The organism is Yoonia sp. SWMV100 (assembly GCF_056108365.1).
In genome coordinates this window covers 184542-210429 of sequence record NZ_JBWBAQ010000005.1, presented here as the reverse complement: position 1 = coordinate 210429, position 25888 = coordinate 184542, and the positions used below count along the sequence as shown (strand labels likewise).

General features: G+C 56.9%; 25 protein-coding genes. 9 read left to right on the top strand and 16 right to left on the bottom strand.

Going from position 1 to position 25888, the window contains the following annotated elements; genetic code table 11:
• The first annotated feature begins 66 nt into the window (after window positions 1-66).
• From phnF to ACXJGX_RS13080, 5 genes are all read left to right on the top strand, one after another.
• The gene (phnF, locus tag ACXJGX_RS13100; RefSeq protein ID WP_474782383.1) at window positions 67-777 is read left to right on the top strand and encodes a phosphonate metabolism transcriptional regulator PhnF; all 711 of its coding nucleotides are present in this window, start codon (window positions 67-69) and stop codon (window positions 775-777) included.
• Window positions 778-847: 70 nt separating this feature from the next.
• Window positions 848-2038 carry an alpha-D-ribose 1-methylphosphonate 5-triphosphate diphosphatase gene (locus tag ACXJGX_RS13095; protein WP_474782381.1) on the top strand — a complete coding sequence of 397 codons (1191 nt, stop codon included), beginning with the start codon at window positions 848-850 and terminating at the stop codon, window positions 2036-2038.
• 230 nt (window positions 2039-2268) lie between these two features.
• Window positions 2269-3804 carry a cryptochrome/photolyase family protein gene (locus tag ACXJGX_RS13090; protein ID WP_474782379.1) on the top strand — a complete coding sequence of 512 codons (1536 nt, stop codon included), beginning with the start codon at window positions 2269-2271 and terminating at the stop codon, window positions 3802-3804.
• Window positions 3728-3961, top strand: a complete 234-nt coding sequence (locus ACXJGX_RS13085; protein ID WP_474782377.1) for a DUF2256 domain-containing protein — start codon at window positions 3728-3730, stop codon at window positions 3959-3961. The genes ACXJGX_RS13090 and ACXJGX_RS13085 overlap by 77 nt, the downstream gene beginning before the upstream one ends.
• Window positions 3962-4006: 45 nt before the next feature.
• A complete protein-coding gene (locus ACXJGX_RS13080; RefSeq protein ID WP_474782375.1) occupies window positions 4007-5542 on the top strand; it encodes an FAD-binding domain-containing protein in 1536 nt (511 codons plus the stop codon).
• 193 nt (window positions 5543-5735) lie between these two features.
• On the opposite strand, the gene ACXJGX_RS13075 is transcribed toward ACXJGX_RS13080, so the two are convergent.
• From ACXJGX_RS13075 to ACXJGX_RS13035, 9 genes are all read right to left on the bottom strand, one after another.
• Window positions 5736-6350 (bottom strand): LbetaH domain-containing protein, encoded by a 615-nt coding sequence (locus ACXJGX_RS13075; protein ID WP_474782373.1) that lies wholly within the window; start codon window positions 6348-6350, stop codon window positions 5736-5738.
• Entirely contained in the window at window positions 6350-7654 is a 1305-nt protein-coding gene (gene phnE / locus ACXJGX_RS13070; RefSeq protein ID WP_474782371.1) for a phosphonate ABC transporter, permease protein PhnE, read from the bottom strand. The genes ACXJGX_RS13075 and phnE (ACXJGX_RS13070) overlap by 1 nt, the downstream gene beginning before the upstream one ends.
• Window positions 7651-8520: a phosphonate ABC transporter, permease protein PhnE gene (phnE, locus tag ACXJGX_RS13065; protein WP_474782369.1), complete on the bottom strand. Its 870-nt coding sequence runs from the start codon at window positions 8518-8520 to the stop codon at window positions 7651-7653. The genes phnE (ACXJGX_RS13070) and phnE (ACXJGX_RS13065) overlap by 4 nt, the downstream gene beginning before the upstream one ends.
• 70 nt (window positions 8521-8590) lie before the next feature.
• Window positions 8591-9499 (bottom strand): phosphonate ABC transporter substrate-binding protein, encoded by a 909-nt coding sequence (gene phnD, locus ACXJGX_RS13060; RefSeq protein ID WP_474782367.1) that lies wholly within the window; start codon window positions 9497-9499, stop codon window positions 8591-8593.
• Window positions 9500-9556: 57 nt separating this feature from the next.
• A complete protein-coding gene (phnC, locus tag ACXJGX_RS13055; RefSeq protein ID WP_474782365.1) occupies window positions 9557-10378 on the bottom strand; it encodes a phosphonate ABC transporter ATP-binding protein in 822 nt (273 codons plus the stop codon).
• A gap of 141 nt (window positions 10379-10519) precedes the next feature.
• Entirely contained in the window at window positions 10520-11929 is a 1410-nt protein-coding gene (locus tag ACXJGX_RS13050; protein WP_474782363.1) for a uracil-xanthine permease family protein, read from the bottom strand.
• Window positions 11930-11974: 45 nt separating this feature from the next.
• Window positions 11975-12448 (bottom strand): ureidoglycolate lyase, encoded by a 474-nt coding sequence (locus ACXJGX_RS13045; RefSeq protein ID WP_474782361.1) that lies wholly within the window; start codon window positions 12446-12448, stop codon window positions 11975-11977.
• A complete protein-coding gene (gene puuE, locus ACXJGX_RS13040; RefSeq protein ID WP_474782359.1) occupies window positions 12445-13845 on the bottom strand; it encodes an allantoinase PuuE in 1401 nt (466 codons plus the stop codon). The genes ACXJGX_RS13045 and puuE overlap by 4 nt, the downstream gene beginning before the upstream one ends.
• 51 nt (window positions 13846-13896) lie before the next feature.
• Window positions 13897-14826, bottom strand: a complete 930-nt coding sequence (locus tag ACXJGX_RS13035) for a LysR family transcriptional regulator (RefSeq protein ID WP_474782357.1) — start codon at window positions 14824-14826, stop codon at window positions 13897-13899.
• An 89-nt stretch (window positions 14827-14915) separates the two neighbouring features.
• Between ACXJGX_RS13035 and ACXJGX_RS13030 the strand changes: the two genes are divergently transcribed.
• Complete coding sequence (locus tag ACXJGX_RS13030) at window positions 14916-16136, top strand: urate hydroxylase PuuD (RefSeq protein ID WP_474782355.1); 1221 nt, start codon at window positions 14916-14918, stop codon at window positions 16134-16136.
• Between the two features lie 3 nt (window positions 16137-16139).
• Here ACXJGX_RS13030 and ACXJGX_RS13025 read toward each other — a convergent pair whose 3' ends face one another.
• From ACXJGX_RS13025 to rpe, 3 genes are all read right to left on the bottom strand, one after another.
• Window positions 16140-17066 carry an ATP-binding protein gene (locus ACXJGX_RS13025; RefSeq protein ID WP_474782353.1) on the bottom strand — a complete coding sequence of 309 codons (927 nt, stop codon included), beginning with the start codon at window positions 17064-17066 and terminating at the stop codon, window positions 16140-16142.
• Window positions 17051-17731 carry a response regulator transcription factor gene (locus tag ACXJGX_RS13020; protein ID WP_474782351.1) on the bottom strand — a complete coding sequence of 227 codons (681 nt, stop codon included), beginning with the start codon at window positions 17729-17731 and terminating at the stop codon, window positions 17051-17053. The genes ACXJGX_RS13025 and ACXJGX_RS13020 overlap by 16 nt, the downstream gene beginning before the upstream one ends.
• 241 nt (window positions 17732-17972) lie before the next feature.
• Complete coding sequence (gene rpe / locus ACXJGX_RS13015) at window positions 17973-18656, bottom strand: ribulose-phosphate 3-epimerase (protein ID WP_474782349.1); 684 nt, start codon at window positions 18654-18656, stop codon at window positions 17973-17975.
• 114 nt (window positions 18657-18770) lie between these two features.
• On the opposite strand from rpe, the gene ACXJGX_RS13010 reads away from it, so the two are divergent.
• The 3 genes from ACXJGX_RS13010 (at window position 18771) to ACXJGX_RS13000 (ending at window position 23074) form a co-directional block, all read left to right on the top strand.
• On the top strand, window positions 18771-19601 hold the full coding sequence (locus tag ACXJGX_RS13010) for a helix-turn-helix transcriptional regulator (RefSeq protein WP_474782347.1): 831 nt from the start codon (window positions 18771-18773) through the stop codon (window positions 19599-19601).
• A 105-nt stretch (window positions 19602-19706) separates the two neighbouring features.
• A complete protein-coding gene (gene deoC, locus ACXJGX_RS13005; RefSeq protein ID WP_474782345.1) occupies window positions 19707-20711 on the top strand; it encodes a deoxyribose-phosphate aldolase in 1005 nt (334 codons plus the stop codon).
• A 47-nt stretch (window positions 20712-20758) separates the two neighbouring features.
• On the top strand, window positions 20759-23074 hold the full coding sequence (locus ACXJGX_RS13000) for an aldehyde dehydrogenase family protein (protein WP_474782343.1): 2316 nt from the start codon (window positions 20759-20761) through the stop codon (window positions 23072-23074).
• A 77-nt stretch (window positions 23075-23151) separates the two neighbouring features.
• Here ACXJGX_RS13000 and ACXJGX_RS12995 read toward each other — a convergent pair whose 3' ends face one another.
• The 4 genes from ACXJGX_RS12995 to ACXJGX_RS12980 are packed head-to-tail and all read right to left on the bottom strand — an operon-like array spanning window position 23152 to window position 25873.
• The gene (locus tag ACXJGX_RS12995) at window positions 23152-23832 is read right to left on the bottom strand and encodes a DUF1523 family protein (RefSeq protein ID WP_474782341.1); all 681 of its coding nucleotides are present in this window, start codon (window positions 23830-23832) and stop codon (window positions 23152-23154) included.
• Window positions 23833-23842: 10 nt separating this feature from the next.
• Window positions 23843-24118, bottom strand: a complete 276-nt coding sequence (locus tag ACXJGX_RS12990) for a hypothetical protein (protein ID WP_474782339.1) — start codon at window positions 24116-24118, stop codon at window positions 23843-23845.
• Window positions 24118-25470 carry a DUF6638 family protein gene (locus ACXJGX_RS12985; protein WP_474782337.1) on the bottom strand — a complete coding sequence of 451 codons (1353 nt, stop codon included), beginning with the start codon at window positions 25468-25470 and terminating at the stop codon, window positions 24118-24120. Before ACXJGX_RS12985 ends, ACXJGX_RS12990 begins: the two co-directional genes overlap by 1 nt.
• Window positions 25471-25528: 58 nt before the next feature.
• On the bottom strand, window positions 25529-25873 hold the full coding sequence (locus ACXJGX_RS12980; RefSeq protein ID WP_474782335.1) for a hypothetical protein: 345 nt from the start codon (window positions 25871-25873) through the stop codon (window positions 25529-25531).
• Window positions 25874-25888: the final 15 nt, after the last annotated feature.

Sequence of the window (25888 nt, the reverse complement as noted above, 5' to 3'; positions counted from 1 at the left end):
AGACAAATACTAGGCTAGGTCGCTTGCGGCTGGCAATCCCTGATGATGTGAAACTTTCGTGACAACATGGCCCGTACAGCAATTTGGACTTCAATCAGCACCGCCCTTACCACCGACATCGTCGAAGGCCGCTATGCCCCCGGTGATAAACTGCCAACCGAGGCAGCGCTTGCCGCGCGGTTTGGCGTCAACCGGCACACTGTGCGCCGCGCATTGGCAGCCATGGCCGAAGCGGGATTGGTACATGCCCGCCGGGGCGCGGGGGTGTTTGTCGCGCAAACGCCAACGGACTACCCTATCGGGCGGCGCGTGAGGTTTCACCAAAACCTGACAGCGGCCGGGCGCGCGCCGGGCAAACACATCCTTGCCTTGGAAACCCGCACAGCCGACACGCGCGAGGCAGAGGCGCTCGCGTTGCCCCACGGGGCATCTGTGCATGTGTATGACGGGCTATCGCTCGCGGATCATCAACCGATCGCATTATTCCGCAGCGTATTTCCAGCCGATCGTTTTCCCAACCTTCTGACCGATGTCGATGAAACCAAGTCGGTGACAGCCGCATTGGCCCGCCACAAGATTGCCGATTATACCCGTGCGTCAACCCGACTGACGGCCAAACTGGCGAACGCGACCCAAGCCCTGCACCTGCGGATCAAAGAAGGCGCACCGATCCTGCGGTCCGTCGGGATCAACATTGATGCCGACGGAACCCCGATTGAATACGGGCATACATGGTTCGCGGGCGACCGCGTCACGCTAACGGTTAACAATTCCTAAACATAAATGTCACACGCGCGATACATCGCTGGATCATACAACCTGCAATCGAAAAGCAGCGGACGAGCCAATGACGCATCCAATCGCATATCTTTCGTTCCATGGCGCACAGGTTTTGCGAGAGGGCGAGATCACTCACGGCACGATCACCGTGCGCGAAGGTTTCTTGCGCGATGAGACGTCTCGCAGTGGGCCGTCAATCAATCTCGGGGGGTATTATCTGCTGCCCGGCATCATTGATCTGCATGGCGACGCGTTTGAACATCACCTTTCCCCCCGCCCGTCGGCACCGTTCCCGATTCCGATGGGTTTGGCGGGCACTGACCGCGACGCCGCAGCCAACGGGGTGACAACGGCATGGATGGCGCAAAGCTGGTCCTGGGAGGGCGGCGGACGCGGCCCCGATTTCGCGGAAACCTTTTTGAAAGAATACACCAACTTTCGCCCACATCTTCTGACTGATCTACGCGTGCAGATCCGCTGCGAAACCTACACTGTCGACACCCAATACCGACTGATCGACGCCGTTGAAACCTATGGCATCGACTACGTGATCTTTAATAATCACCTCGACGAAGCAATCGACATCGCGAAAACCGACCCGGCCCGCATCGCCATGTGGGCAGCGCGGGCGGGCCGCACGCCGGACGAACATATGGCCTTGGTACATGCGACACGCGACTTTGCGCCGCAGGTTCCGCGGTACTTGTGCAACCTTTCGGCGGCATTCGACCGACTTGCCGTGCGCTATGGCAGCCACGACGATCCAGACGGTCGCACCCGCGAATACTACGCGATGATCGGCGCGAAAATCTGCGAATTCCCCACACAACGTGGCGCTGCCGCCTTGGCCAAAGCGTGGGCCGACCCGGTGATCATGGGCGCGCCCAATGTGGTGCGTGGCGGGTCACAATCAGGCAATGTTGCCGCCGTCGCCCTGATCCGCGAAGGGCTGTGTGATGCGCTCGTCTCGGACTACCACTACCCCACATTGGCGCAGGCGGCGTTTCGCCTTGCCGACGCGGGGTTGATGGATTTCGCCAAGGCATGGGCGATGATTTCAACCCGACCCGCGCGGATCATGGGGTTGGGTGACAGGGGCGTCATCGCCGAAGGGAAACGCGCCGACCTGACCATCATCAACGCGACCACCCGCCAGATCGAAGGCACGATGGCCGGCGGACGCTGGTCATACCTTTCTGCCGGCCTCGCGCACCGCCTGACCCAAGCCGCCCCCAAACTACGGATCGCTGCAGAATAACGCGCATTGCGCGCAAGCTACACCGCGCCTGACAGGTCCAACCCCTGATCGGCGGTATGCAGCGGCCCGCACGAATGGCTGCCTGCGAGGTTGGGCAGGATAAACCGCCGCGGCACTCTTGATTTCATGCTTTTCCGGATCATTTGGTACCAGCGAAACACACGCGCCGGACATCACAACGGGCTTGACCAGACAAGCATCCGCACCAAGCCGATAGATTGGAACCGCACATGAAGTTGTGCCTGATACTGGGGGATCAATTAAGCCGGACCCTATCCAGCCTGACCGGTCTTGACCCAAAAAACGACATCGTTTTGATGTGCGAAGTTCGCAGTGAAGCGACATATGTGAAGCATCATAAGAAAAAGATCGCTTTTGTGTTTTCCGCGATGCGTCATTTTGCGCAGGAGCTTTCGGGCGATGGATATACCGTTCGCTACGTCAAATATGACGACCCAGACAACGCCGAATCTTTGATCGGCGAAGTGACCCGCACCATCGCAGAAAATCCCGTTACTGAAGTCGTTGTTACTGCACCCGGTGAGCACAGGTTAAAAGCAGAAATCGAAAGTTGGTCATCAACCCTGAAACTGCCGGTCACAATCAAGGAAGATGATCGTTTTCTTTGCGCACCTGATGAATTTGCCGCTTGGGCTGAAGGGCGGCGACAGTTGCGAATGGAATATTTTTACCGTGAAATGCGACGCAAATACGCGGTCTTGATGGATCAGGATGGCCCGATCGGGGGGCAGTGGAATTACGATACCGACAATCGCAACCCACCCAGTTCAGGATTGGATGTACCCGATACCTTTCGTGCGCAGCCTGACAAAATCACGCAAGATGTCCTTGCTGTTGTAGAAAAACACTTTCCGGATCATTTCGGCGATCTGCTGCCCTTTCACTTTGCCGTAACGCGCGATCAGGCGGTTGCCGCCTTGGAGCAGTTCATCGCCAAACGTTTACATCTGTTCGGCGACTATCAAGATGCAATGATCCAGAATGAACCGTGGATGTATCACAGCCATATCGGGTTCTATCTTAATTGCGGACTTCTCGGCCCGCTCGAGTGTATCGAACGCGCCGAAGCCGCATATCACCAAAGCAAAGCCCCCTTAAACGCGGTCGAAGGATTCATCAGGCAAATCTTAGGGTGGCGCGAATATGTCCGAGGCCTTTATTGGCTCAAAATGCCCGAATATAAGTCCGCGAACTTTTTTGAGGCAAAGCGGCCCCTGCCTGAATTTTATTGGACGGCCGATACCCAGATGAACTGTCTGCGGCAGTGCATCACAGAGACAAAACAAAATGCCTATGCCCATCACATCCAACGATTGATGGTTCTGGGCAACTTTGCATTGATTGCGGGTCTTGATCCTGACGAGGTCAACAACTGGTATCTGTTGGTGTACGCAGACGCCTATGAATGGGTGGAGCTGCCCAATGTCACAGGGATGGTTCTGTTTGCAGATGGCGGGCAGATGGCATCAAAGCCCTACGCAGCCAGTGGGGCCTACATCAATAAAATGTCCAACTACTGCGGTTCCTGCAAATACAAAGTATCCGTCAAAAACGGCCCAAATGCCTGTCCGTTCAATTACCTGTATTGGGATTTCATAAGCCGCAATGATGCCAAATTAAGGGGCAACCCGCGCATGGGGTTCATGTACAAAAGCCTTGATCGCATGGATGACGACAAGCGCAAAGCAATCCAAGACGATAGCCGTCGTTTTTTTAACGCGCTGGATGCCAATGAAAAAGTCTGAACTCCCCGTTAAGATATGTGCGACATGCGAGAGACCTTTTTCGTCACGTAAAAAATGGGCCAAGGTTTGGGACGAAGTCCGATATTGTTCCGAGCGTTGCCGAAGGTCGCGTCATTCGAAGCGACCAGACGCGAAAAAGGTCAGGTCTGTCTCATGACGCTGACCACATATTTCCCACGCAACATCAAAGAAGCCGCACAGAATGACACGGGCACCCCGGATAGTATGGTTTAAACGCGATCTACGGATAAATGATCACGCCCCGCTGTTCGCGGCGTCGCAATCAGGCGCGCCGATCATACCGCTTTACATCGTTGAGCCTGAATGTTGGAAACAGCCCTTTGCGTCACGCCGTCATTGGCATTTTATTCACGACAGCCTTTGTGATTTACAAAACGATTTGGCCGCATTGGGGCAACCCCTGATTATAAAGGTTGGCGATGCCTGCGACGTGATCAAAAAGCTGCATTTTGAACATCAGGTCAGCGACCTGTACGCACATGAGGAAACAGGAAACCAATGGACGTTCCAAAGGGATATCGCCGTTCGAAAGTTGTGTTTGGACAATAATGTCGCGCTGCACGAGTCGCCTTCAAACGGCGTTGTAAGACGGCTGGGCAGTCGTGATAACTGGTCCAAAATCCGAAATACGCGCATGGCCGAAAAGATAACGCCCAAGCCAAAGGCCCTTACTTCATTCCCCTTATGCAAGTCAGATACTCTTCCTGAAAAAACTGACCCGATGTTTGGCAATGCGCGGATTGGCAAGGTACAGAAAGGCGGGCGAAGGCAAGCCGTTACTGATCTGCGCAGCTTCTTAAATCATCGATCTCGGGCGTATCTTTACCATATTTCAGCACCAGATCTGTCAGAGTTTCATTGCTCGCGTCTGTCCGCCCACCTTGCATGGGGAACGCTGTCGGTGCGCGAGGTGGCGCAATCAATCACGAAACGCCGATCCCAATTATCCCCTGAAGAGAGCAAAATCTTTGGACGTCATTTGACAGCTTTTGGTTCTCGATTAGCTTGGCGCTGCCACTTTATCCAAAAGCTCGAAGACCAGCCGGAAATAGAAACCCATTGCATGCACCCCGCCTTTGAACGGTTGCGGGTTGGCGCGTACAATGACGCACATTTCCAAGCATGGGCGAACGGTCAGACAGGTTACCCGTTCATTGACGCTTGTATGCGCAATCTGACCGAAGCGGGCTGGATCACATTCCGCATGAGGGCGATGCTGGTTAGCTTTGCCAGCTATCAACTGTGGCTTGATTGGCGCGTTACCGGATCGCATCTCGCGGGTCTGTTCACAGACTATGAACCCGGAATTCACTATAGCCAGTTGCAAATGCAATCCGGTGTCACGGGTATCAACGCAATGCGCGTTTATAATCCGATAAAACAATCCATTGAACACGATCCCAAAGGCGTCTTCATCCGCAAATGGGTGCCCGAGCTAAAGAACGTTCCCGATGATTTCATTCACGAGCCGTGGAAGTATGAAAAGGCACCGATCCATGATCATGATTTTACCTTAGGACGGGATTACCCCGCGCCGATTGTCGATCAGGCCGCATCAGCAAAAGCTGCGAAACAGAAGGTCACAGACGTAAGAAACGGGCCGGATTTTCAGGTCGCCGCAAACGCCGTTTTTCTGAAACTGGGAAGCCGAAAATCGGCCCCTAAACGCAAGAAAAAACCTAAATCCAACGACGGTAGCCAGCTGTCGTTATTTTGAAATACGTCGCCGCATCCCGATAGTGACCATTGGCGCAAGCGCAGCAAAAACCCGTTCCATGCCACATAAAAGACCTTGGTAAAATGACGGCGAAGGCCATGTTGACGCGCGCAATGTAGATCATTCACGACAAGTTTACCACGTAAAACCCCAGAACACTCAGGGCATAAAAACCGGAATACGCCTTCGCAAACTATGCGTATTTTTCCAAAAAGGCCTCGGCTTTCAACATCCGAAAATCGTCCAGCGCAAGCCGCAACTTGTCGTGCTGCCAATCCCACCATGCCAGCGCCAGCATCCGGTCAGCAATATCACCCGGAAACCGCGCCCGCAGGGGCGCCGCAGGGATACCCGCGACGATCATATAAGGCGCGACATCTTTGGTCACGATCGCACCACCCGCCACAACGCAGCCATCGCCCAGCGTCACGTCCGGCCGGATCTGCGCGCCGTGGCCGATCCACGTATCATGGCCAATCACCGCCCGCCTTGTGCGGCGATGTGCAAACCAATCCGCATCGTCACCGGCGTCGTCAAAATAGTCCGCAGACCGATAGTGAAAATGATGCAGGCTTGCCTTGTCCATTGGATGATCCGTCGCACCAATCCGCACATAGCTTGCAATATTCGCAAACTTGGCAATCTGCGCATTGGCAATATCGGCGAACCGGTCGCAATACGAATAATCGCCCAGATGGCTATGGGCGATCCGGGTGCCGCGCCCGATTTCGGTATAGCGGCCAAACGTCGTGTCAGTCACATCGCAATCTGGATGTAGAAACGGGGCTTCTTGCGTCAGACGCGCCATCAATGACCTTCCTCGTTGCTGCCCTTGATCAGTTTGCGCCGCAACCATCCTGAAAAAGTGTCCATCATCATGACCATGATGATAATCAAGATGATGTAATAGGTCACCTCTTCCCAGTCTTTCTGGGTGATGATGGCTTGGGTCAGCAGCAGACCGATACCGCCGCCCGTAATCGCGCCAATAATCGTGGCCGACCGCGTATTGGATTCAAGGTAATACAAAACCTGACTTAACAGAACCGGTGTGATCTGCGGAAGCACCCCGAACCGATACCGCTGCAATGGTTTTGCCCCGGTTGATGCGATGCCCTCGATCTGTTTGCCGTCGACATTTTCCAGCGCTTCGGAAAACATTTTGCCAAAAGACCCGGTGTCGGTCAGCATAATCGCCAGTGATCCGGTCAACGGACCCGGCCCGAACGCACGTGACAGCACGATCGTCCAAATCAACCCATCCACACCGCGCAGAAAATCAAACACCCTGCGGGCCGCAAACCGCAAACTGCCCAGAGGTGTGAAATTCTTGGCGGCCAAAAACCCCAGCGGCAGCGCGATCATCGCGGCACCAAACGTGCCAAGGAACGCCATCAGGATCGTTTCAAACAGCGCCCAGACAACATCACCATGCCGCCACATTTTATTCGACCAGATGTCCGACCAAATCGCGCCCGCTTCGCCATGCAGGGCGCGATTGGCGATCTCGGTCAAACCCATGCCATGATAGGGACTGTCGAGCGTGAAGAAGAACAGCTCCCAGCCCATGGAATAGCGAAACACTTCGGACCGGTTGCGGGTCACGGTCAAACGCCCCGCATCCGTCGCAATCATCACGCGATTTTTTGATGCGCTAATCCACGCGGGCAGGTCACCCTCAGGAAACACAGCATTCACACCAGTGCTGCCTGGTTCCATTGTAATGCGCCCATATCCCGGCACATCAAAACTGACCGTTGCCGCACCAAAGGTGACAAGACTGCCCCCGCCCAAGTCGATCAGTGTCTCATCGCCAAGGGTGACCCAGTCCGGGCCTGTTCCATCCGGATAGCTGCCTTTGCGCTCACCTTCGATCGATATATCCACCGCGCCGTTGCGGTTATCGCGGGTGACGTGGGTTTTATAGCTGTACGCGTCGGACACCAACGTGCGGGCGTTTTCAACATTCACCCGCTCGGGCAGTCCAGCCATATCAAAGGCCACAAAAATATAAGCGAAATAGGCCAAAATCACCGCCGGTACGGCGAACGCAATCAGGCGTTTGCGGGCAAAACGGGACGTGGTCTGTGTGTGCAATGGCAGCGCGGTCATGCGTGGGCCTCTTGGTTGCGGGCCCCATGGGTCAGACGGTGGCGCAAAGTGCTGGATACCTGGTCGACGATCACAATCGTTCCAAACAACAGCAGAAATATTGCTGCGGCTTCGTCGAATTTGCCCTGCCCCCAGCTCATGGTGTTGCGCAGGTCATATCCAATGCCGCCTGCCCCCACGAACCCAAGGATCGCCGAAGCGCGAATGTTAATTTCAAACCGCAGCAACCCATAGCTCAGGTAATTCGGCGCGACCTGCGGGATCACACCCAACCACATGCGTTGGATCCATCCCGCCCCGACCGATGCCAATCCTTCGGTCGGCTTGAGCGATGCGTTTTCATTTACTTCCGAAAACAGCTTGCCCAACGCGCCGACAGTATGCAGCGCAATGGCGATCATCGCAGGCACCGGACCACCGCCCAGCAAAAAGATCAGCACCAGCGCAATCACAATTTCAGGCACGGCGCGCAGCACATCCAAAACGCGGCGCAGCGGGCCAACCAGCCATGGAAACGGGGCCAAACCGCGTGTCACCAGCAATGACATGGCCAACCCGACGATGCCACCCAGCAGCGTCGATGCCGCGGCGATATTGATTGTCTCGACCAGCGACGGAAAGTATTTCAGAAAATAGCCGGGCAGCAGGTGGGCGCGGGAATATGCCTCGGTGATCACGTCACCGGGAAAATCCAGCAGCATGGGCAGCCCGTTCACAAACCCGCCAGCGTTGCGGTCATTGGCCGTACCGAACCCCGCAACCATCAGCGCAATAAAGACAACCAAAATGATCGTATTCATGATCCGCTTCGTGCGGAGCTGCGCGAGATAAGACGTCTCTATATCGGCCGTCGTGACGTGTGTCATGGGGAACCTATGCTAAAAATACGCAGGCCCCAGTCAGAAACCGGGACCTGCGGGTCGTCATAAAATACGCTTAGTTCGACTGCGACAGGCGGGCTGCAACGATCGACGTGTAGGCGTCGTGGGTGATCGGATCAAAGCCAAGGCTGTCACCTGCGGCAACGCCATAAGCACATTCAGGATCAGCCTCGTAAAGACCATCAACCAGCGCGGTCATCTTCTCTTTGACGTCCTGTGGCAGCGCGGTGCGCAGCACAACCGGACCTTCCGGGATCGGATTGGAACGCCAGATTTCAACCAGATCGTTCATGTCGACCAGACCCGCATCAACCGCCTTGCGCAGCGCACCAGAGTTGAAACCGTCTTCCCAGTTGCCCTGACCATCTGCCCAAGTCACGCCACCATCAACGTCACCATTGTTCACAGCAACAATCGTCTGCTCGTGACCGCCGGTGAATTTCACTTCTCCAAAGTAATCGCCAGATTCCATCGAATGCCCGGTCGCCTGTGGGATTTCGATAGCAGGGATCAAATAGCCAGAGGTGGAGTTCGGATCACCAAAAGCGAATGTCTTACCCTGCATATCTTCCAGCGATGTGATGCCGCTATCGGCGCGGGCAAACCCGATCGAGTGATAGCCATATGACCCATCAAGGTTGATTTTGACCAGAACTGGCGCAACAGCGGTTTCGTCCTGGATATAGATGGCGGCGTAGGATGACGCACCCATCCATGCCATATCCAAAGTACCGCCCAACAGGCCCTGAATAACACCGTTATAATCCGCAGGCGCAAACAGTTTGGTTTCAACGCCCAGCTCTGCTTCGGTATAGGCGCGCAAGCATTCATAGGAATTCATCCGGTCCTGCGCGTTTTCGCCGCCCAGAATACCAATGCGGAATTCAGTGATCGCGTGACCTTCGGCAAAGGCAGCGCCAGTCAGCGATGTTGTCGCCAATGCGGCAGCAATCAATTTTTTCATCAGTCTTCTCTCTTGGTTATGCGCCCCGCAGCGGGGCCTTGGGTTTAAACAAAACGCTCAGACGCTTTCCGCAATTTTAGCGAGCTCGGCGACATGGGCATTGAGGGTTTCGATCTCGGTTGATGTCGCGGCCTCGGAAAAGGTCGCGTCGGCGCCGTAAATGTCGCGCGCCGTGCCGGTGGTCAGCTGCTCCGGGGTGCCATCAAACACGATCCGCCCGGCGCGCATCCCGATGACACGGTCACAATAGCGGCGCGCCGTATCCAGTGTGTGCAAATTGGCGATCACAGTACGACTGTCCTCTTCGTGGATACGGCGCAAAGACTGCATTACGACCTGCGCGTTCATCGGGTCCAGCGACGCAATCGGTTCATCCGCAAGAATGATCTTGGGGTCCTGCATCAAGGCACGCGCAATCGCGACCCGCTGCTGCTGCCCGCCCGACAGGGCCTCGGCGCGTTTGGGCGCATGTTCGGCAATGCCTAACCGGTCCAGAATTTCGATAGCACGGTGGATGTCTGCGTTCGGATACAGGTTGAACATCGTCGCAAAGGTTGATCGCTGGTTCAGCGTGCCATGCAGTACGTTCGATACCACATCCATCCGCGGCACCAGATTGAACTGCTGAAAGATCATCGCGCATTGCGATTGCCAATTGCGTTTTGCCGACCCGCGCAATTTGGTCACATCGTGACCTTCAAACATAATCGCGCCGGATGTGGAATCGGTCAACCTGTTCAGCATGCGTAGCAGTGTCGATTTGCCTGCGCCCGACCGCCCGATGATCCCGATCATCACGGGTTTATCCACGGTGATATTGGCCGCATCCACAGCCGTATTCGCCCCAAAGGACTTGGTCAGGTTTTCAATATGCAGCATCAAGGTTCTCCAAAGTCTTGTGCTGTTTGACCTACCCGGCTGTCAGTTTTGTTAAGGAAGCGTGAATGTTTTGTGACGGCGGTATCACCCGCCTTGTGTCGCGCAAAAAGGCCCCTGCAGTCGCAGGGGCCGCTGAAACTGTTATTGATCGCCCGACAGGCCGCCCGCGATATCAGGCGCGCCGTCGATATCGGTCGGCAGCAACAAATTCAGGATAATCGCGATAAATGCCGATGGCAGCAGCCCGGATGTCATCAACACCTTCAACCAGTCCGGCAAATACTGCACGGCTTGCGGTTCCAGTTGCAGGCCCAGACCAATCGACAATGAAATCGCAAATATCACCATGTTACGGCGGTTCCAGTCAACTTCGGACAACATCGACACGCCCGCCGCAACCACCATGCCGAACATGACGATAACACCACCGCCCAGCACCTCGATCGGGATGGTGTTGATCAATGCGCCAACCTTGGGGACCAGACCACAGATGATCAGGAACACGGCGCCAATCGTCACCACGTGGCGGCTCATCAACCGTGTCATCGCGATCAGGCCCACGTTCTGGCTGAACGACGTATTGGGCAACGCGCCAAAGACCCCAGCGACCGCCGTGCCAAGACCATCGGCGAATGTCGCCCCTTGGATTTCCACATCAGTGGCTTCGCGTCCGGCACCACCTTTGGTAATCCCCGACACATCGCCCACGGTTTCAATCGCGGACACAAATGCCATCAAACAAAAGCCGATCACAGCGGCAAGGCTGAAGTCAAACCCGTATTTAAACGGCATCGGCACCGAAAACGCCGCCGCGCGGCCAAAGCTGGTCGCGATACCGTCAAAGGTCACCATGCCAAACAGCAGCGCATAGATGTATCCAGCGCCCAAACCGATCACGACCGCCGAAATCGACAGCATCCCCTTGGCAAAGAACTTCAGGCCAAGCGTCACGATAATCACCGTCAACGCCGCACCCCAATTCAGCAGGCTGCCATATTCTGGCGTGCTGATCGCAGGCACACCCCCAGCTGCATATTGGATACCGACCTTGACCAAAGCCAGCCCGATCATCACGACCACAAGGCCCGTGACCAATGGCGGCAATGCAAAGCGGATTTTTCCGATCACAGTCCCCAAAAGCGCGTGGAACAGGCCGCCGATCATGACACCTGTAAACAACGCAGGCAGCGCATCAACGCCTTTGCCCGCCACCAGCGGGATCATGATGGGGATAAACGCAAATGATGTGCCCTGCACAATCGGCAGGCGCGCGCCAACCGGCCCCATGCCGATGGTTTGAAACAGTGTCGCGATGCCAGCGAACAGCATCGACATCTGGATCATATAGGTCATATCCGGGAAACCCTGCGCCCCGGCATCCGACCCGAAACCAAAACCGGCGGCCCCGGCAATAATAATCGCGGGCGTTATATTGGCGACAAACATCGCCAAAACGTGCTGGATGCCCAAGGGGATCGCTTTTGCGAACCCCGGAAAATAGTCAGGGTCGCGCATTTGCGCGGCTGTCCCGATGGATGAAGTATCTGTCATGAGTGCGTCCCTGTTTGTTTGCCGGTCTTCGCGCCGGTCAATCCATTAAAATTTAATCTGGTATGGCGTGTCGAAAACATGCTCCTCTAGGTTTGGGCCTGCGCCGATCCGGTCGATGACCGCAAACAGGCCCGGACCGGACAACGGGGTCAAAACCCCATGCCAAGTGCCGCGATGGAAATTGATCCCCTCTCCCGGGGCGGTCACAAAGGCGCGTGGTTGCAAATTTGCATCCGCAACCACCACCAGAAACGGGTCCATGCTCATCGGAATAAAAGCCTGCGACCCGTCCGGATGCCGCTCGATCAGATCAAGCTGATAGGGCAGTTGCCGCAATTGCGACCGAAACAGGCTGATCCCTGCCCGCCCGTCGCCGACGTCAACCTGCGCGCGGTCATGAAACCGCCCGCACAGACCGGCATTAATCAACCGATCAGGGGCGCCGTTGCAATTCAGCACATCCCCATATGGCGCAAACGCCTGCGCGGTCAGCGGGGATATGATGATGTCCCGGCTCACCTTGGTAACATATCCCGCAACCGGTGCAGGGCGATACGCTCTACCTGATGGCAGGCTTCGGTAAACTCGGCGGCACGGTCGTTATTCAACCGCGCGTGCATCGCCGCCTCGATCGACGCCTTATCATGGTCGCGCACGGCAATGATGAATGGGAACCCGAATTTTTCCGTATAGGCCGCATTGCCCGCGGCAAATGCGGCGCGTTCATGATCCGTCAGCGCATCCAAACCCGCGCTCGCCTGTTCTGACGTGCTTTCTGCCGTCAGTCGCTTGGCCGCCGCCAATTTCCCCGCCAGATCAGGGTGCGCGGTCAACACGCCAAGCCGCTCTGCATCGGTCGCTGACCGGAACATCCGCGCCAGTGCATTATGCAGCCCCACAGCCGTGTCATGCGCAGGCCCCAGTTCCAGATCAAAGGCGCGGTCTGCGATCCATGCCGAATGTTCGAACACCCCGCCATAGGTCTGCACAAATTGGTCACGTGCCATCTGCGATGGGCGGGAAAACCGCTGATGCGGATGCGTGGCCGACCAATGATCGGCAATCTGTGCACGGGTCGCAATCCAGACATCGCCATGGCTTTGCACATAGTCGATAAACTGGCGCAACGCCTCGACCCGACCGGGGCGACCGATCAGGCGGCAGTGCAACCCAATCGACAACATCCGTCCACCTTCGCGGTACAGCGCATCAAAGCTGGCTTTGAGATAGTCATAAAACTGCGTCCCCGCATTAAACCCCTGCGGCGTGGCAAAGCGCATGTCGTTGGCGTCCAGCGTATAAGGTACGATCAACTGATCGGTTTTTCCGAACTCTGCCCAATATGGAACATCATCGGCATAGGTATCCGCGACATAGGCAAATTGTCCGGTTTCGGCCGCCAGTCTGACGGTGTTCACCGAACAGCGGCCCGTGTACCACCCCCGCGGCGGGGTGCCGACGACTTCGGTATGAAGGCGTATCGCCTCGGCCATATCAGCGCTTTCGACGTCTTCGGGGGCGTCTTTATATTCGATCCATTTCAACCCGTGACTGGCGATTTCCCAGCCCGCGTCTTTCATTGCGGCAACCTGTTCAGGGCTGCGGGCAAGCGCGGTGGCCACGCCGTAGACAGTGACAGGCAGATCGCGCATCAACCTGTGCAGCCGCCAGAACCCGGCACGCGCGCCATATTCATAGATGCTTTCCATGTTCCAATGACGCTGGCCCGGCCAAGGCGCGGCACCGACGATTTCAGACAAAAACGCCTCTGACGCGGCATCACCGTGCAGCACGTTGTTTTCGCCCCCCTCTTCGTAGTTCAGCACGAATTGCACGGCGATACGGGCACCATTTGGCCAATGCGCCGCCGGTGGGGTCGCGCCATAGCCGATCATGTCACGTGGATATCTGTGCACCAAGGCTCTCCTGTTCATTATGATGGTAAACCGAAGTAATGCGGTATTTTTTCAAATTTTTCGCGAAGCACCTTCGGCAGTTCGAATAGCAAGCGCGATGCGGTCGATCATAAAGTCCATGAAAAGCCGGGTTTTCGGGTCTTGGTGGCGTTTATGCGTGTAAAGGCAGGCCATTTGCACGCGGGTCGGCGGCGTCTGCTGCGCGACCACAACCAAGGCACCCGACGCCAAATGCTCTGCCACCTCGAACCGTGGTTTCATTGCAACGCCTTGTCCCGTTAACGCCCAATCGGTCAGCACATCGCCATCATCGCTTTCAAGGCGTCCCGTTACGCGAAACCGCTCTGGTCCTGCTTTTGTTTCAAGAAGCCATTGGAATTCCTGCGCACCGGGAAACCGCAAGTTCAGACATTCGTGTTTGTCGCGGACCAGCGCCGCGCCATCCGCCGGACTGCCCCGGCGGGCGATATAAGCAGGCGATGCAACAAGCACGCGACTGACATCCGCGATCTTTCGGATGCGCAGGTTGCTATCGACGGGCTGGCCCAGATGAAACGCAAGATCGAGCCCCTCTGCCGTCATATCAACGTTGCGGTCGGTCATCCGCAGCCGCACATCAATCAACGGGTATTGCGCAGTGAACGCAGGCACATGAGGTGCGATCAGGCGCCGCCCGACACCCAAAGGCGCGGCCACATGCAGCAACCCTTTGGGGTTTTCGGTCAATTCCACCACCTGCGCCTCGGCATAGCTGACCGCATCCAACACACTACATGCGCCACCATAAAACGCTTTGCCTTGCGCCGTGGGGGTCAGGCTGCGGGTCGTGCGTTGAAACAGCCGGACAGACAAGTGATCCTCGAGCTGGGAAATGCGGGCCGAGGTCACAGCAGGCGAAATACGCAAATCCCGCCCGGCGGCCGACATCGACCCCAATTCATAGACACGCACAAAGGTCCGGATATTTTCGAGGTACGACATTATTCCGCTATTTTTGATAGAGCTTGATAGTATCAGCTAATACAAGAAAGCCAAGCCGCTGGATACACTGCATCAGAAAGGGGATCACCATGTATGACATCGCTATTCTTTGGGACTGGCTGGCCTTTGCCGTGCGGTGGCTGCATGTGATCACCGCCATCGCATGGATCGGATCCAGCTTTTATTTCATCGCGCTGGATTTATCGCTGAACCGCAACATCGCGGGACCGGCAGATGGCGAAGAATGGCAGGTCCATGGCGGCGGCTTCTATCATATCCAGAAATATCTGGTCGCGCCGGCAGAAATGCCCGAACACCTGACGTGGTTCAAATGGGAAAGCTACAGCACCTGGCTGTCGGGCTTTGCGATGCTGGCTGTGGTTTATTGGGCGGGGGCGGAACTGTTCCTGATCGACCCGGCCAAAGCAGATCTGGGAATATGGCAGGCCATCGTGATCTCGGCGGGGTCACTGGCGGTGGGCTGGGTCATCTATGACGCGCTGTGCAAATCCCCGCTTGGACAAACGCCGACCGTGCTGATGGTGCTGTTGTTTGCCCTGCTGGTCGCAATGTCGTGGGGGTATAACCAGATTTTCACCGGGCGGGCGGCGCTGCTGCATTTGGGGGCGTTTACGGCGACAATCATGACAGCCAACGTCTTTGTCATCATCATGCCCAACCAGCGGATCGTGGTGGCCGACCTTAAAGCCGGGCGAACACCTGACCCGAAATACGGCAAAATTGCCAAACTGCGGTCGACCCATAACAACTATCTGACGCTGCCGGTCATTTTTCTGATGCTGTCCAACCACTATCCACTGGCGTTCGGCACCCACTACGCATGGATCATTGCAGCATTGGTGTTCCTGATGGGCGTGACGATCCGGCATTACTTCAACTCCATGCATGCCCGCAAAGGTAAACCCAGCTGGACGTGGGCAGCCACGGTTCTGCTGTTCCTGATCATCGCGTGGTTATCGACGCAACCCGGCCACGACAGTTACGAAGACGCCGAAGCCCGCACGCTTAGCCCCTATGAACAACGGTTTGCCGATGCGGCGGGCTATGAAGCCGTGCAAGACATCGTCATCGGCCGCTGTTCCATGTGCCACGCCCGTGAACCCGTGTGGGGGAACATGCAATTTGCCCCCAAAGGCGTGTTCTTGGAAACCACCGCCGATATCACCCAACACGCTCGGCAAATCTATCTACAGGCCGGGGTCAGTCACGCGATGCCGCCCGCAAACATAACGATGCTGCCAAACGCCGACCGGGCCGCGTTGGTCGCATGGTATCAGGCGGGGTCGTAGGGGTCAGAACCTGATCTGGAACACGGCACCGGAACCGCTGAGCAGGTCAATTTCGGCGCCATGCGCATGCAGCAGACGCCGCACAATAGCAAGGCCCATCCCCGTGCCGCCCCCATCACGGTTGGTGGTAAAAAAGGGATCAAAAATACGGTCGCGATTTCCATCGGAAACACCCGGCCCGTTGTCCGCCAGGATCAGACATCCGTCACGTACGCTGACCTCAATTACCGTCGCGCCATGTTGTAGCGCATTGCCGATCAGGTGCGTCAGCACAACATCGGCCACCTGCGGTTTCAACGGGATTGACCCGTCTTGCAAAACATGGACGCACGCCCTGTTTTCAACGATATCGGACAGGCGGCAGACCCCGTCCCCTGTCGGTTCATGCGCGCGGGCAAACGCTTGCTGATCATCCAGCAAATCCTGAATGCGCCCCGCCGCCAGTGCGATATTTTCAACCAGCCTCGCACGGTCCGCAGGTGATATGTCATCCGACGCAAGCAGTTCAGCCGCACCACAGATTGCGCTTAACGGCGACTTCAATTCATGGGTTACATGATCGGCATAAGACCGCAGCACCGCCTCGCGTCCTTGCAAGGTTTCTGTCATCGCAATCACGGCTTGGCCCAGCTTTGAAAACTCTGGCGTGCCAAAATGCACCGGCACCTCTGCGGAGCCTTCCGCCTGTGCGTAGCCGGTGATCGCGTGGACGGGGCGCAACACCAAACGCCACAATAAATACCCCAACACGATCGTCGCCACAAACGCCATGCCGGCAATCATCCACGCTGTTTCGGCCCAACCCAAGACGCCGCCCGCCACGCGAAAATACCCGATCCCGATCACCGGCAGGAAAAACACTGCCGCCAGCGTGCCCCCCAGCACAAAGGCCAAAGGCGGGCGCCACTTGGCGATCACACGCCGCGGCATGCACCCATCCGAATGCCAACGCCATGCACCGTATCAATCGCATCAGCGCAACCCGCCGCCGTCAGTTTGGCACGCAAATTGCGCAAATGACTGTCCATCGTGCGGTCACTGACATGCACATTGGTGCCGTAAATCTGATCAACCAACTGCGGGCGCGAAAGAACATTATCGGGCCTGCGCATCAGATGCAGCGCCAGTTCCATTTCGCGGGCCGTCAACGTCACAGGCGCACCGTCGACATGGCAAAGGTGTCTCTCTGGATCAAGGCTCAGGATACCGCGCCGCAACACGGCGCCCTCGGCAACAACAGGGGCGCTGCGTTTCAAAATCGCCTTGACCCGCGCCACCAGTTCACGCGGCGAAAACGGTTTGGCCATATAGTCGTCCCCGCCAATCTCAAGGCCGACAACACGGTCGACCTCGTCCGCTTGGGCCGTGAGAAACAGCACCGGCACCTGCGACGTCATCCGCAAGGCGCGACATACCGCAAGCCCGTCCATTTCCGGCATACCAATGTCCAGCACCACCAGATCAGGGCGCAGCGTTTGCGCCGCCTCAAGCGCCACACGGCCATCCGCCGCCTCGGCCACCGCAAATCCCGCCTGCGTCAAGGCAATGCGTACCACATCGCGAATTTGCGCATCATCATCCGCAATCAAGATCATCGCCATCCCTCCGTCGCGGCCAAACTACGGCGCAAACGCGCCTTGCGGTAGCCCCATTTGCGCCCGCCGACCGGTGCAAGCCAATCACGTCGTCATCCATCCACCACGCATCTTCCGCCAACCTCTTTGGTACGCCGCGCACAACCATATACTGCCCCCTCTCTGCTGTTTTGCAGCGAAGCTAACGACCGGTTGTGCAAGACCACCCCGACAAATGTGCAGATTTAGTGCAGACCGCGCCTTAGGTCGGACAGGCCGCGCGGATCGCCCGGATATTGTCGCCATAAGGCGCAGGGTTGCTGACACTGCCCCCCCTGAACACGGCCGAACCAGCCACCAGAACATCAGCCCCCGCCGCCACAACCAAGGGGGCCGTCGTCGGGTCAACACCGCCGTCGATTTCGATGTGAACGGGGCGATCACCAATCATCTGGCGCAATTCGCGCACCTTATCGACCTGCGCGTGAAGAAATTTTTGCCCGCCAAAACCGGGGTTCACGGTCATAACACAAACCAAATCCACCATATCAAGCAGGGACGCGACCGCGCTGGCAGGGGTGCCGGGGTTGAGTGCGACACCCGCCTTTGCACCGGCTGCGCGAATCGCCTGCAACGTGCGGTGAATATGCGGCCCCGCCTCAACATGGGCCGTGATCACATCAGCCCCGGCTTGCGCAAAGGCATCGATATAGGGATCGACAGGGGCGATCATCAAATGCACATCCATCACGCCCTTGAAATGCGGGCGGATTGCCGCACAAGTGGCAGGACCAAAGGTGATATTGGGCACAAAATGCCCATCCATGACGTCGACATGCACCCAATCCGCACCTTGCGCCTCGATCGCGGCACATTCCGCACCGAAATTGGCGAAATCGGCGGATAAAATCGAAGGGGCAATTTTCAGGCTACGATCAAAGGTCATTGGTGGTCCTCGGCGTTTTGTTAAAAACCGACATACAAGGGGACACACCAAATGTCACGCATGGCAGACGCAGATAAATGCTGCAATGCAGCAAATCCTGTGCTAATTTAAGATATGAGCCAAACGCTGCACCACAAAGATATCCTGCTGAACGGCGCACAGATTCACCTGACGCGCGCGACGTTGACGTCTGCGCGACCAAAGGCATTACATAATCACGATTTCTTTGAACTTTTCTGGGTGCAAAACGGCCAGGTGAGGCATCATTTACCGAACGGCACCGAAACCCTGACCGAAGGCAGCATTTGCTTTTTGCGCCCCGGTCAAACCCACGCGCTGCAAGGCAAGGGCGAGCAGGCGCTTGTCGTTTCGCTTTGTATTCACCCCGACAGCATCGACGCCCTTGTCCACCGGCATCAACGCTTGCGCGGGCATCTGTTTTGGGCGCAAGGCCCGCACACACAGCATCAGCGTGACATCCGCCAGATGGCGACATTGAACCATTCTGCGGTCATTCTGGAACGCAGCCGCCGCGACGCGCTTGCCGCAGAAGCCTTTCTGCTGCCGCTTTGCGCCGAGCTGACCAACGACACCAGACCAGAGGGCGCGCCGATTTGGCTCGCAAACGCCTGCGCCGCCGCAGTCGACCCCGCAGTTTTCCGGCAAGGGGCGGCCGGGCTTGCCGCTGCCACCGGCAAGGCGCACGCCCATGTCAGCCGCAGCATGCGCAAATATTACGGCAAGACCCCATCTGACTATATCAACGACCTACGCATGACCCATGCAGCACGGGTGCTGATCACTGACAGTGATCCGATCAGCGCCATCGCCCAAGATTGCGGCATCCCCAACATGTCGCACTTTCACAAACTGTTCCGTCACACCCATGGCGTCACGCCGCTGCAATACCGGCAAAAATATCAGCAGCAGCTCGTTCAGCCATAACGCCCCCTCACTTTGTTCCAAATACTCGAAAATTCAACATTTGATCATTTGATCATTTGATCAAAACTTGCCAAGAACATCGCAAAATGGCAACGTGCTCTGGCAATGCAGGAGGTCCCCTTGCAAACAACGCTTTCCCCCACCGCGCAGCACTTGCCGCAGGTACATGAACCGCGCAACGACGGCATGCCGCTTGATCTTGATTGGGTCATGGCGGTGCAGGCAAACACGTCCGCAATTGAACGGCGCGCGGCCACCCTGCCCGGTCGGCGCAGTGTCAAAAAAGAGTATCAAGCCGCATGGCTGTGCAAGGCGATTTCCCTGATCGATCTTACCACGCTGGCCGGCGACGACAGTGAAGGACGCGTGCGCCGTCTGTGCGCGAAGGCCCGCCAGCCCGTGCGCGCCGATATCCTTGAAAAACTGGGCATGACCGGCCTAACCACCGGGGCTGTCTGCGTTTATCACGATATGGTCGCAACCGCCGTCGACGCGCTGCGCGGCACCAATATCCCCGTCGCCGCCGTTTCCACCGGCTTCCCGGCAGGCCTGTCACCGTTCCACCTGCGCATCGCCGAAATCGGTGAAAGCGTAAACGCCGGGGCCGCCGAAATCGACATCGTCATTAGCCGCCGCCATGTGCTTACGGGCAACTGGCAGGCGCTTTATGACGAAATGGTTGAAATGCGCGCGGCATGTGGGGATGCCCACGTCAAGGCGATCCTAGCCACCGGCGAACTTGGCACCCTGCGCAATGTCGCGCGCGCCAGCCTTGTGTGTATGATGGCAGGCGCCGACTTCATCAAAACATCCACAGGCAAGGAACCCGTCAATGCCACTTTGCCCGTCACGCTGACCATGATCCGTGCGATCCGCGACTATCAAGACCGCACCGGTATCAAAGTCGGCTACAAGCCCGCAGGCGGCATTTCCAAAGCCAAAGACGCGCTGGTGTACCTGTCGATGATCAAAGACGAATTGGGCGACCACTGGCTGCAACCCGACCTTTTCCGTTTCGGTGCATCATCCCTGCTTGGCGATATCGAGCGGCAACTCGAACATCACATCACAGGCGCCTATAGCGCCCAGTGGCGACACGCAATTGGGTAGGGCAGAATTTTGAGTATTTTTGGCAAGATGATGAGAAAGTCCGGGCAATGACCATCAAAGAAATCTTCGACTCTATGGATTACGGCCCGGCCCCCGAAAGCGCATCCGAGGCCCTGCAATGGCTGTCTGACCGCGGCGGCATCGCGGGCCATTACATTAATGGCAAATGGGGTGCGCTGCGCGACGACTTTGCGACCAATAACCCGGCCACTGGCGAAAAACTGGCAGGCGTCACCAAAGGCACCGACGCAGAGATCGCCGAAGCCGTCAAAGCTGCGCGCAAAGCCCAGCCCGCTTGGGCCAAATCCGGCCACAAACGTGCCCGCGTCCTGTATGCCATCGCCCGGCTGATGCAAAAACACAGTCGGCTGTTGGCGGTTATGGAAACTCTCGACAATGGCAAACCCATCCGCGAATCCCGCGACATCGACGTGCCGCTGGCTATTCGGCATTTTTATCACCACGCCGGCTTTGCCCAGTTGATGAAAGACGAACTGCCCGACCGCGACGCCTTGGGTGTCTGCGGCCAGATCATCCCGTGGAACTTTCCGCTGCTTATGTTGGCATGGAAAATCGCGCCCGCGCTGGCGATGGGCAACACCGTTGTTTTGAAACCCGCGGAATATACGCCCCTGACCGCGATGGTCTTTGCCGACATCTGCACCCAAGCCGGCGTGCCGCCCGGTGTCGTCAACATCGTGACTGGCGACGGCGAAACCGGCGCGGCACTGGTCAACGCCGACGTCGATAAAATCGCGTTCACCGGATCGACCGAAGTCGGGCGCAAAATTCGCGAGGCAACCGCCGGATCGGGCAAGGCTCTTTCGCTCGAACTGGGTGGTAAATCGCCCTATATCGTGTTCGAAGACGCCGATATTGATTCAGCCGTTGAAGGGCTTGTGGATGCGATCTGGTTTAATCAGGGTCAAGTCTGCTGTGCCGGGTCCCGCCTGCTGGTCCAGGAAGGCATCGCAGACCGTTTCTACACCAAACTCAAATCCCGCATGGACGGTCTGCGCATCGGCAACCCGCTTGATAAATGTATCGACGTTGGCGCGATCGTAGACCCGATCCAACTGGCCCAGATCACCCAAATGGTCAGCGCCAATACCGAGGGCGACATGTACCAAACAACCGCCCCCGATGGTTGTTTTTACCCGCCGACCCTGATCACCGGACTTTCGGCCGCGTCCACCCTGATGCAAGAGGAAATCTTTGGCCCAGTGTTGGTTGCGACAACCTTCCGCACCCCATCCGAGGCCGTGGAAATTGCCAACAACACCCGCTATGGCTTGGCCGCGTCGGTCTGGTCCGAAAACATCAACCTCGCGCTGGATATTGCGCCCAAACTGGTCGCGGGGATCGTCTGGATCAACGGCACCAACATGATGGACGCCGCAGCCGGGTTCGGTGGGGTCCGCGAAAGCGGGTTCGGGCGCGAAGGGGGCTGGGAGGGGTTGGCAGGGTACACTAAACCCAAAGCTACCTCGAAACCGGTCAAACCCGTCGCCCCCTTTACCGCAACCGATGGCACCCCTGCCGATCCGCTTGACCGAACGGCAAAGCTATATATTGGCGGCAAGCAGGCGCGCCCCGATGGCGGCTATTCCAACCCGGTCTTCAGCCCAAAGGGCAAATTACTGGGGCATACGTCCATCGCCAGCCGCAAAGACATCCGCAATGCGGTCGAAGCCTGCAACGCGGCCAAAGGCTGGTCCAAGACCACTGGCCACCTGCGCGCACAGATCCTTTATTACATCGCTGAAAACCTTTCGGCCCGGACGGACGAATTCGTCAACCGGATCAACACCATGACCGGTGGCAAAACCGGCGCGGACGAGGTCGAAACCAGTATCCACACCCTGTTCACCTACGCCGCATGGGCCGACAAATACGACGGTCAGGCGCATGGCGTGCCGATCAGGGGCGTCGCCTTGGCGATGAAAGAGCCCGTTGGCACCATCGGCATCCTGTGCGATGACACACCGCTGTCGGGCCTGATCAGCGCCATGGCCCCCGCCATTGCGATGGGCAACCGCACAATCTTGATCCCCAGCGCGGCGTTCCCCTTGGCGGCCACCGATTTCTATCAGGTACTGGAAACCTCTGACCTGCCCGGCGGCGTGGTGAACATTGTCACTGGCGACCATGGCGAACTGTCAGCGACGCTAGCCAGTCACATGGATGTGGATGCGGTCTGGTCTTTTTCGACCGCGGATGTTTCCGGCACCATCGAAAAGGCCAGCGCCAGTAACCTCAAACGCACGTGGGTGAACAACGCCAAAGCCATCACACCCACCGCGCGCGACTATCTTGCCGCCGCGACCGAAGTGAAAAACATCTGGATTCCCTACGGCGAATAATGTTTTGCCAAAAAATATCCCGTAGGGTCAAAACCCTACGGGATATGCGCCGTCATGCAGGGCGCCGTCGCACCCGTTCATTTCTTATTGCGCCACGTGTCCATCCAGCGGGTCATACGACCACGCCGTTCTGCAACGCCGGCCTGCACCTCGTCGACGCGGTGTCCCGCGCTGTCAATCAACGGATCCACCGTGCGTTCGCGGAACTGCTGCCACAAGGCGCGCACAAACACGATTGCCCCCATCAGCACGACAAAGAAAAAGATATTGAACCACGGGATAATTGTTACGTCAGGGCCAGCGACCGGACGGATCGCGATCGCGTTTGGAAACGCAGAAATATATTCGTTGCGCCAGCCGTAATGCGTGATCACCGCCCATTTGGGGGACTCTGGCGTTGACCGCAGGTCATCCGCTTCGGTCTGCAAGGACGCGGTATCAAACTTGAAGTAGAAGGGCCATGACCACCCTGTATCCTCGTTGCGGTAAACCATCACCTCGGTCACGTCGCGCTGAACAAAGCCCAGTAGAAATGTCTTTTTCTTCACGGTTTGGATAAACTGCACATCGCGGTTGATGATCGTTGCCGACTGGTCATCAGGGCGCGCCCAGAAAATTCTTGTCCAGTCGTTCAAATCCTGGCGTTCCTGATAGGTGTTCACCACGCGCACAATATCGTGCTGTGGCAGCGCGTAATGCAGGACAACCCACATGAACAGGAACACGATAACCCGAAAAGCGATTTTGATACGGTGCATTGGAATTCCTTCAGGTCTCGTTGATCATATAAATAATCGCGGCGATGACGATCGTTGGCACAACATAGACCAGCGCAATCAGCTTTCGCCTGATCGAACTGTTATAGGCGACGATCCCCTGTTCGACATAGGCGTCACGCGCGTCAGGATCAACATGACCCGGATGATCGGCGTCGAATTCTTTTTCCAGCTTTTCGCGGCGTAGTGATCGTGAATAGATCGAAATCACCAGATACAGGATACTTAGGCCGACAAAGCCGAATACGATCAGTCGCACAAAACCCATCAGTTCCTCCTGGTGACTGCGCCCCACGGGCCGACGCGGGTAATTAAATCTGGTTGCGCCCGCTTGGGCTGCGGCTCTTCCATCGTGGCCTCGTGGCCAAACAGCGCTTCTCGGGTACCAGCCTTATCGACTTGGTATTCACGATCAAGGAAATCAGCGACATAGGCGCGCTTTTCATCCGGCCATGTGGCATAGGCGCGATAAAACGCCTCCTTATGGCAAATGAACAGCTGCCGGATATCGAGCGGGGTCAATTCCGCCAACAGCATGTTTACCAAATCCGCATCTACATGCGGCTTGGCACGCAGTGTATAAAAATAGGCTGGATGCTCGGATGTGATCTCTGGCCAGGGGCCGTCTTCTTCGGCCCAGCGCAACAGTGCCGCCAATCCCTGCCACGCCAACGGCAGTTGCGCTGCATATTTGCGTCCCAAACGGCGCAGGTCACGGCGCGTCGCCCCAGAGAGGTCTTCGCCCATCGACGCGGCCACCTCCATGACCACAAAATCCATCTTTTGATGCAAGATCGCCGCCGCATCGACGCCACGCGCATGCATGATCGGTTCAACAAGGTCATTCAGGCTTAGAAATTTCGCAATTGCGGAACGATCCCGCAGGTCGAACACATGCGCAATCGGCATCGGCCCGATGTCGCCCTTGTCCGTCGCGACAATTGCCGCCGGATGATCGACACCACGGAAAATATAGATCCCGCCAAAATGATCAGTCCAGAAATTATCCTGTTCAAATGTCATCTGTCGCAGCGCAATCGGGTTGCGGACCACATCGCCTGTTTGCTTGGCCATTCCAATCATCTGCCCGATCAAGACATCATCAAACCATGCATCCTGTTCGGTTTTGAACCTGTCAATATATTCGCCCAGCTTGGCGGCGGTCGCGACTGTGCCGCTGGTTGTGTCAGCCTCGACCGTGATCTTGCGTAAATCGAACAATCGCGCAGGCGTATCGGCCAGATAGACCGAATTCACCAGTTCGCCCGCGACCGCGTCACGCGCGGTCAGGGCAAACAGTTCGGCCCGGTTTTCGTCGATGAACTGTCGCAAAATCCCGCGCGCGTTGGAAAATTTCGCATGCAGCAAAGGTGCGCGCGCTTGCTCTGTGGTCAGCAGAATGAACTGCCGGTTCACGCCTGCGTGGTTTAGGTACAGGTCATCACCAAACTCGTCCCCTACTTCAGGCGAGTAACCGGAAATATCAATATGGAACACATCTTGGGTGGTTTCCCGTCTAATTAGATGCTTTAGCGCACGATTATACCGCTCAACCAGAACCGGGCTATCCACACGGATCAGATTGCCAAACATCAGGCCTTTTTCAATCAATCGGTGCATCAGCGTCTTTCATTGCGTAGGGTGGGTTGATACCCATCATCCTCGTACCGGTTACAGCCTACCATCTTTTCGTCACCCATTTGCGCGGCAGGCTGGCCAGCGACAACAGCATAATCGGCGCCCAAAGAATGCTGGCCATCAGCCCCAATCGGCCAAAGTATAGGACGCTGCCGATGAGCCCCGGTTCTAAAATCTGCGCCACGCTCAGCCCCTGCACAAGATAGAGCACAAAGAAAAACCCGCCCGACACGACAAACAACACAAGCGTCGACATAAATGCATTCAACATCAACGGTGCCACGCCCTCGGGCAGCGTCCGCGCCAACAGTTGCGGGATCGCCAATGCCAACAGCGCCAAGACGAACGCAGGCACCAACAGACTGTCAGCAAAGAAATCACCCACCGGATCGTGCCCCCG

What these genes read in the sequence shown, in the direction of transcription:
- ACXJGX_RS13075 (WP_474782373.1), bottom strand. Translation starts at nt 6,350, where the DNA reads ATGGCGCGTCTGACGCAAGAAGCCCCGTTTCTACATCCAGATTGCGAT.
- phnE (WP_474782369.1), bottom strand. Translation starts at nt 8,520, where the DNA reads ATGACACACGTCACGACGGCCGATATAGAGACGTCTTATCTCGCGCAG.
- ACXJGX_RS13000 (WP_474782343.1), top strand. Translation starts at nt 20,759, where the DNA reads ATGACCATCAAAGAAATCTTCGACTCTATGGATTACGGCCCGGCCCCC.
- ACXJGX_RS13080 (WP_474782375.1), top strand. Translation starts at nt 4,007, where the DNA reads ATGACACGGGCACCCCGGATAGTATGGTTTAAACGCGATCTACGGATA.
- ACXJGX_RS12990 (WP_474782339.1), bottom strand. Translation starts at nt 24,118, where the DNA reads ATGGGTTTTGTGCGACTGATCGTATTCGGCTTTGTCGGCCTAAGTATC.
- phnD (WP_474782367.1), bottom strand. Translation starts at nt 9,499, where the DNA reads ATGAAAAAATTGATTGCTGCCGCATTGGCGACAACATCGCTGACTGGC.
- phnF (WP_474782383.1), top strand. Translation starts at nt 67, where the DNA reads ATGGCCCGTACAGCAATTTGGACTTCAATCAGCACCGCCCTTACCACC.
- rpe (WP_474782349.1), bottom strand. Translation starts at nt 18,656, where the DNA reads ATGACCTTTGATCGTAGCCTGAAAATTGCCCCTTCGATTTTATCCGCC.
- ACXJGX_RS13035 (WP_474782357.1), bottom strand. Translation starts at nt 14,826, where the DNA reads ATGTCGTACCTCGAAAATATCCGGACCTTTGTGCGTGTCTATGAATTG.
- ACXJGX_RS13090 (WP_474782379.1), top strand. Translation starts at nt 2,269, where the DNA reads ATGAAGTTGTGCCTGATACTGGGGGATCAATTAAGCCGGACCCTATCC.
- ACXJGX_RS13085 (WP_474782377.1), top strand. Translation starts at nt 3,728, where the DNA reads ATGACGACAAGCGCAAAGCAATCCAAGACGATAGCCGTCGTTTTTTTA.
- phnC (WP_474782365.1), bottom strand. Translation starts at nt 10,378, where the DNA reads ATGCTGCATATTGAAAACCTGACCAAGTCCTTTGGGGCGAATACGGCT.
- ACXJGX_RS13095 (WP_474782381.1), top strand. Translation starts at nt 848, where the DNA reads ATGACGCATCCAATCGCATATCTTTCGTTCCATGGCGCACAGGTTTTG.
- ACXJGX_RS12985 (WP_474782337.1), bottom strand. Translation starts at nt 25,470, where the DNA reads ATGCACCGATTGATTGAAAAAGGCCTGATGTTTGGCAATCTGATCCGT.
- ACXJGX_RS13020 (WP_474782351.1), bottom strand. Translation starts at nt 17,731, where the DNA reads ATGATCTTGATTGCGGATGATGATGCGCAAATTCGCGATGTGGTACGC.
- ACXJGX_RS13025 (WP_474782353.1), bottom strand. Translation starts at nt 17,066, where the DNA reads ATGCCGCGGCGTGTGATCGCCAAGTGGCGCCCGCCTTTGGCCTTTGTG.
- ACXJGX_RS13010 (WP_474782347.1), top strand. Translation starts at nt 18,771, where the DNA reads ATGAGCCAAACGCTGCACCACAAAGATATCCTGCTGAACGGCGCACAG.
- deoC (WP_474782345.1), top strand. Translation starts at nt 19,707, where the DNA reads ATGCAGGAGGTCCCCTTGCAAACAACGCTTTCCCCCACCGCGCAGCAC.
- phnE (WP_474782371.1), bottom strand. Translation starts at nt 7,654, where the DNA reads ATGACCGCGCTGCCATTGCACACACAGACCACGTCCCGTTTTGCCCGC.
- ACXJGX_RS12995 (WP_474782341.1), bottom strand. Translation starts at nt 23,832, where the DNA reads ATGCACCGTATCAAAATCGCTTTTCGGGTTATCGTGTTCCTGTTCATG.
- ACXJGX_RS13030 (WP_474782355.1), top strand. Translation starts at nt 14,916, where the DNA reads ATGTATGACATCGCTATTCTTTGGGACTGGCTGGCCTTTGCCGTGCGG.
- ACXJGX_RS13050 (WP_474782363.1), bottom strand. Translation starts at nt 11,929, where the DNA reads ATGACAGATACTTCATCCATCGGGACAGCCGCGCAAATGCGCGACCCT.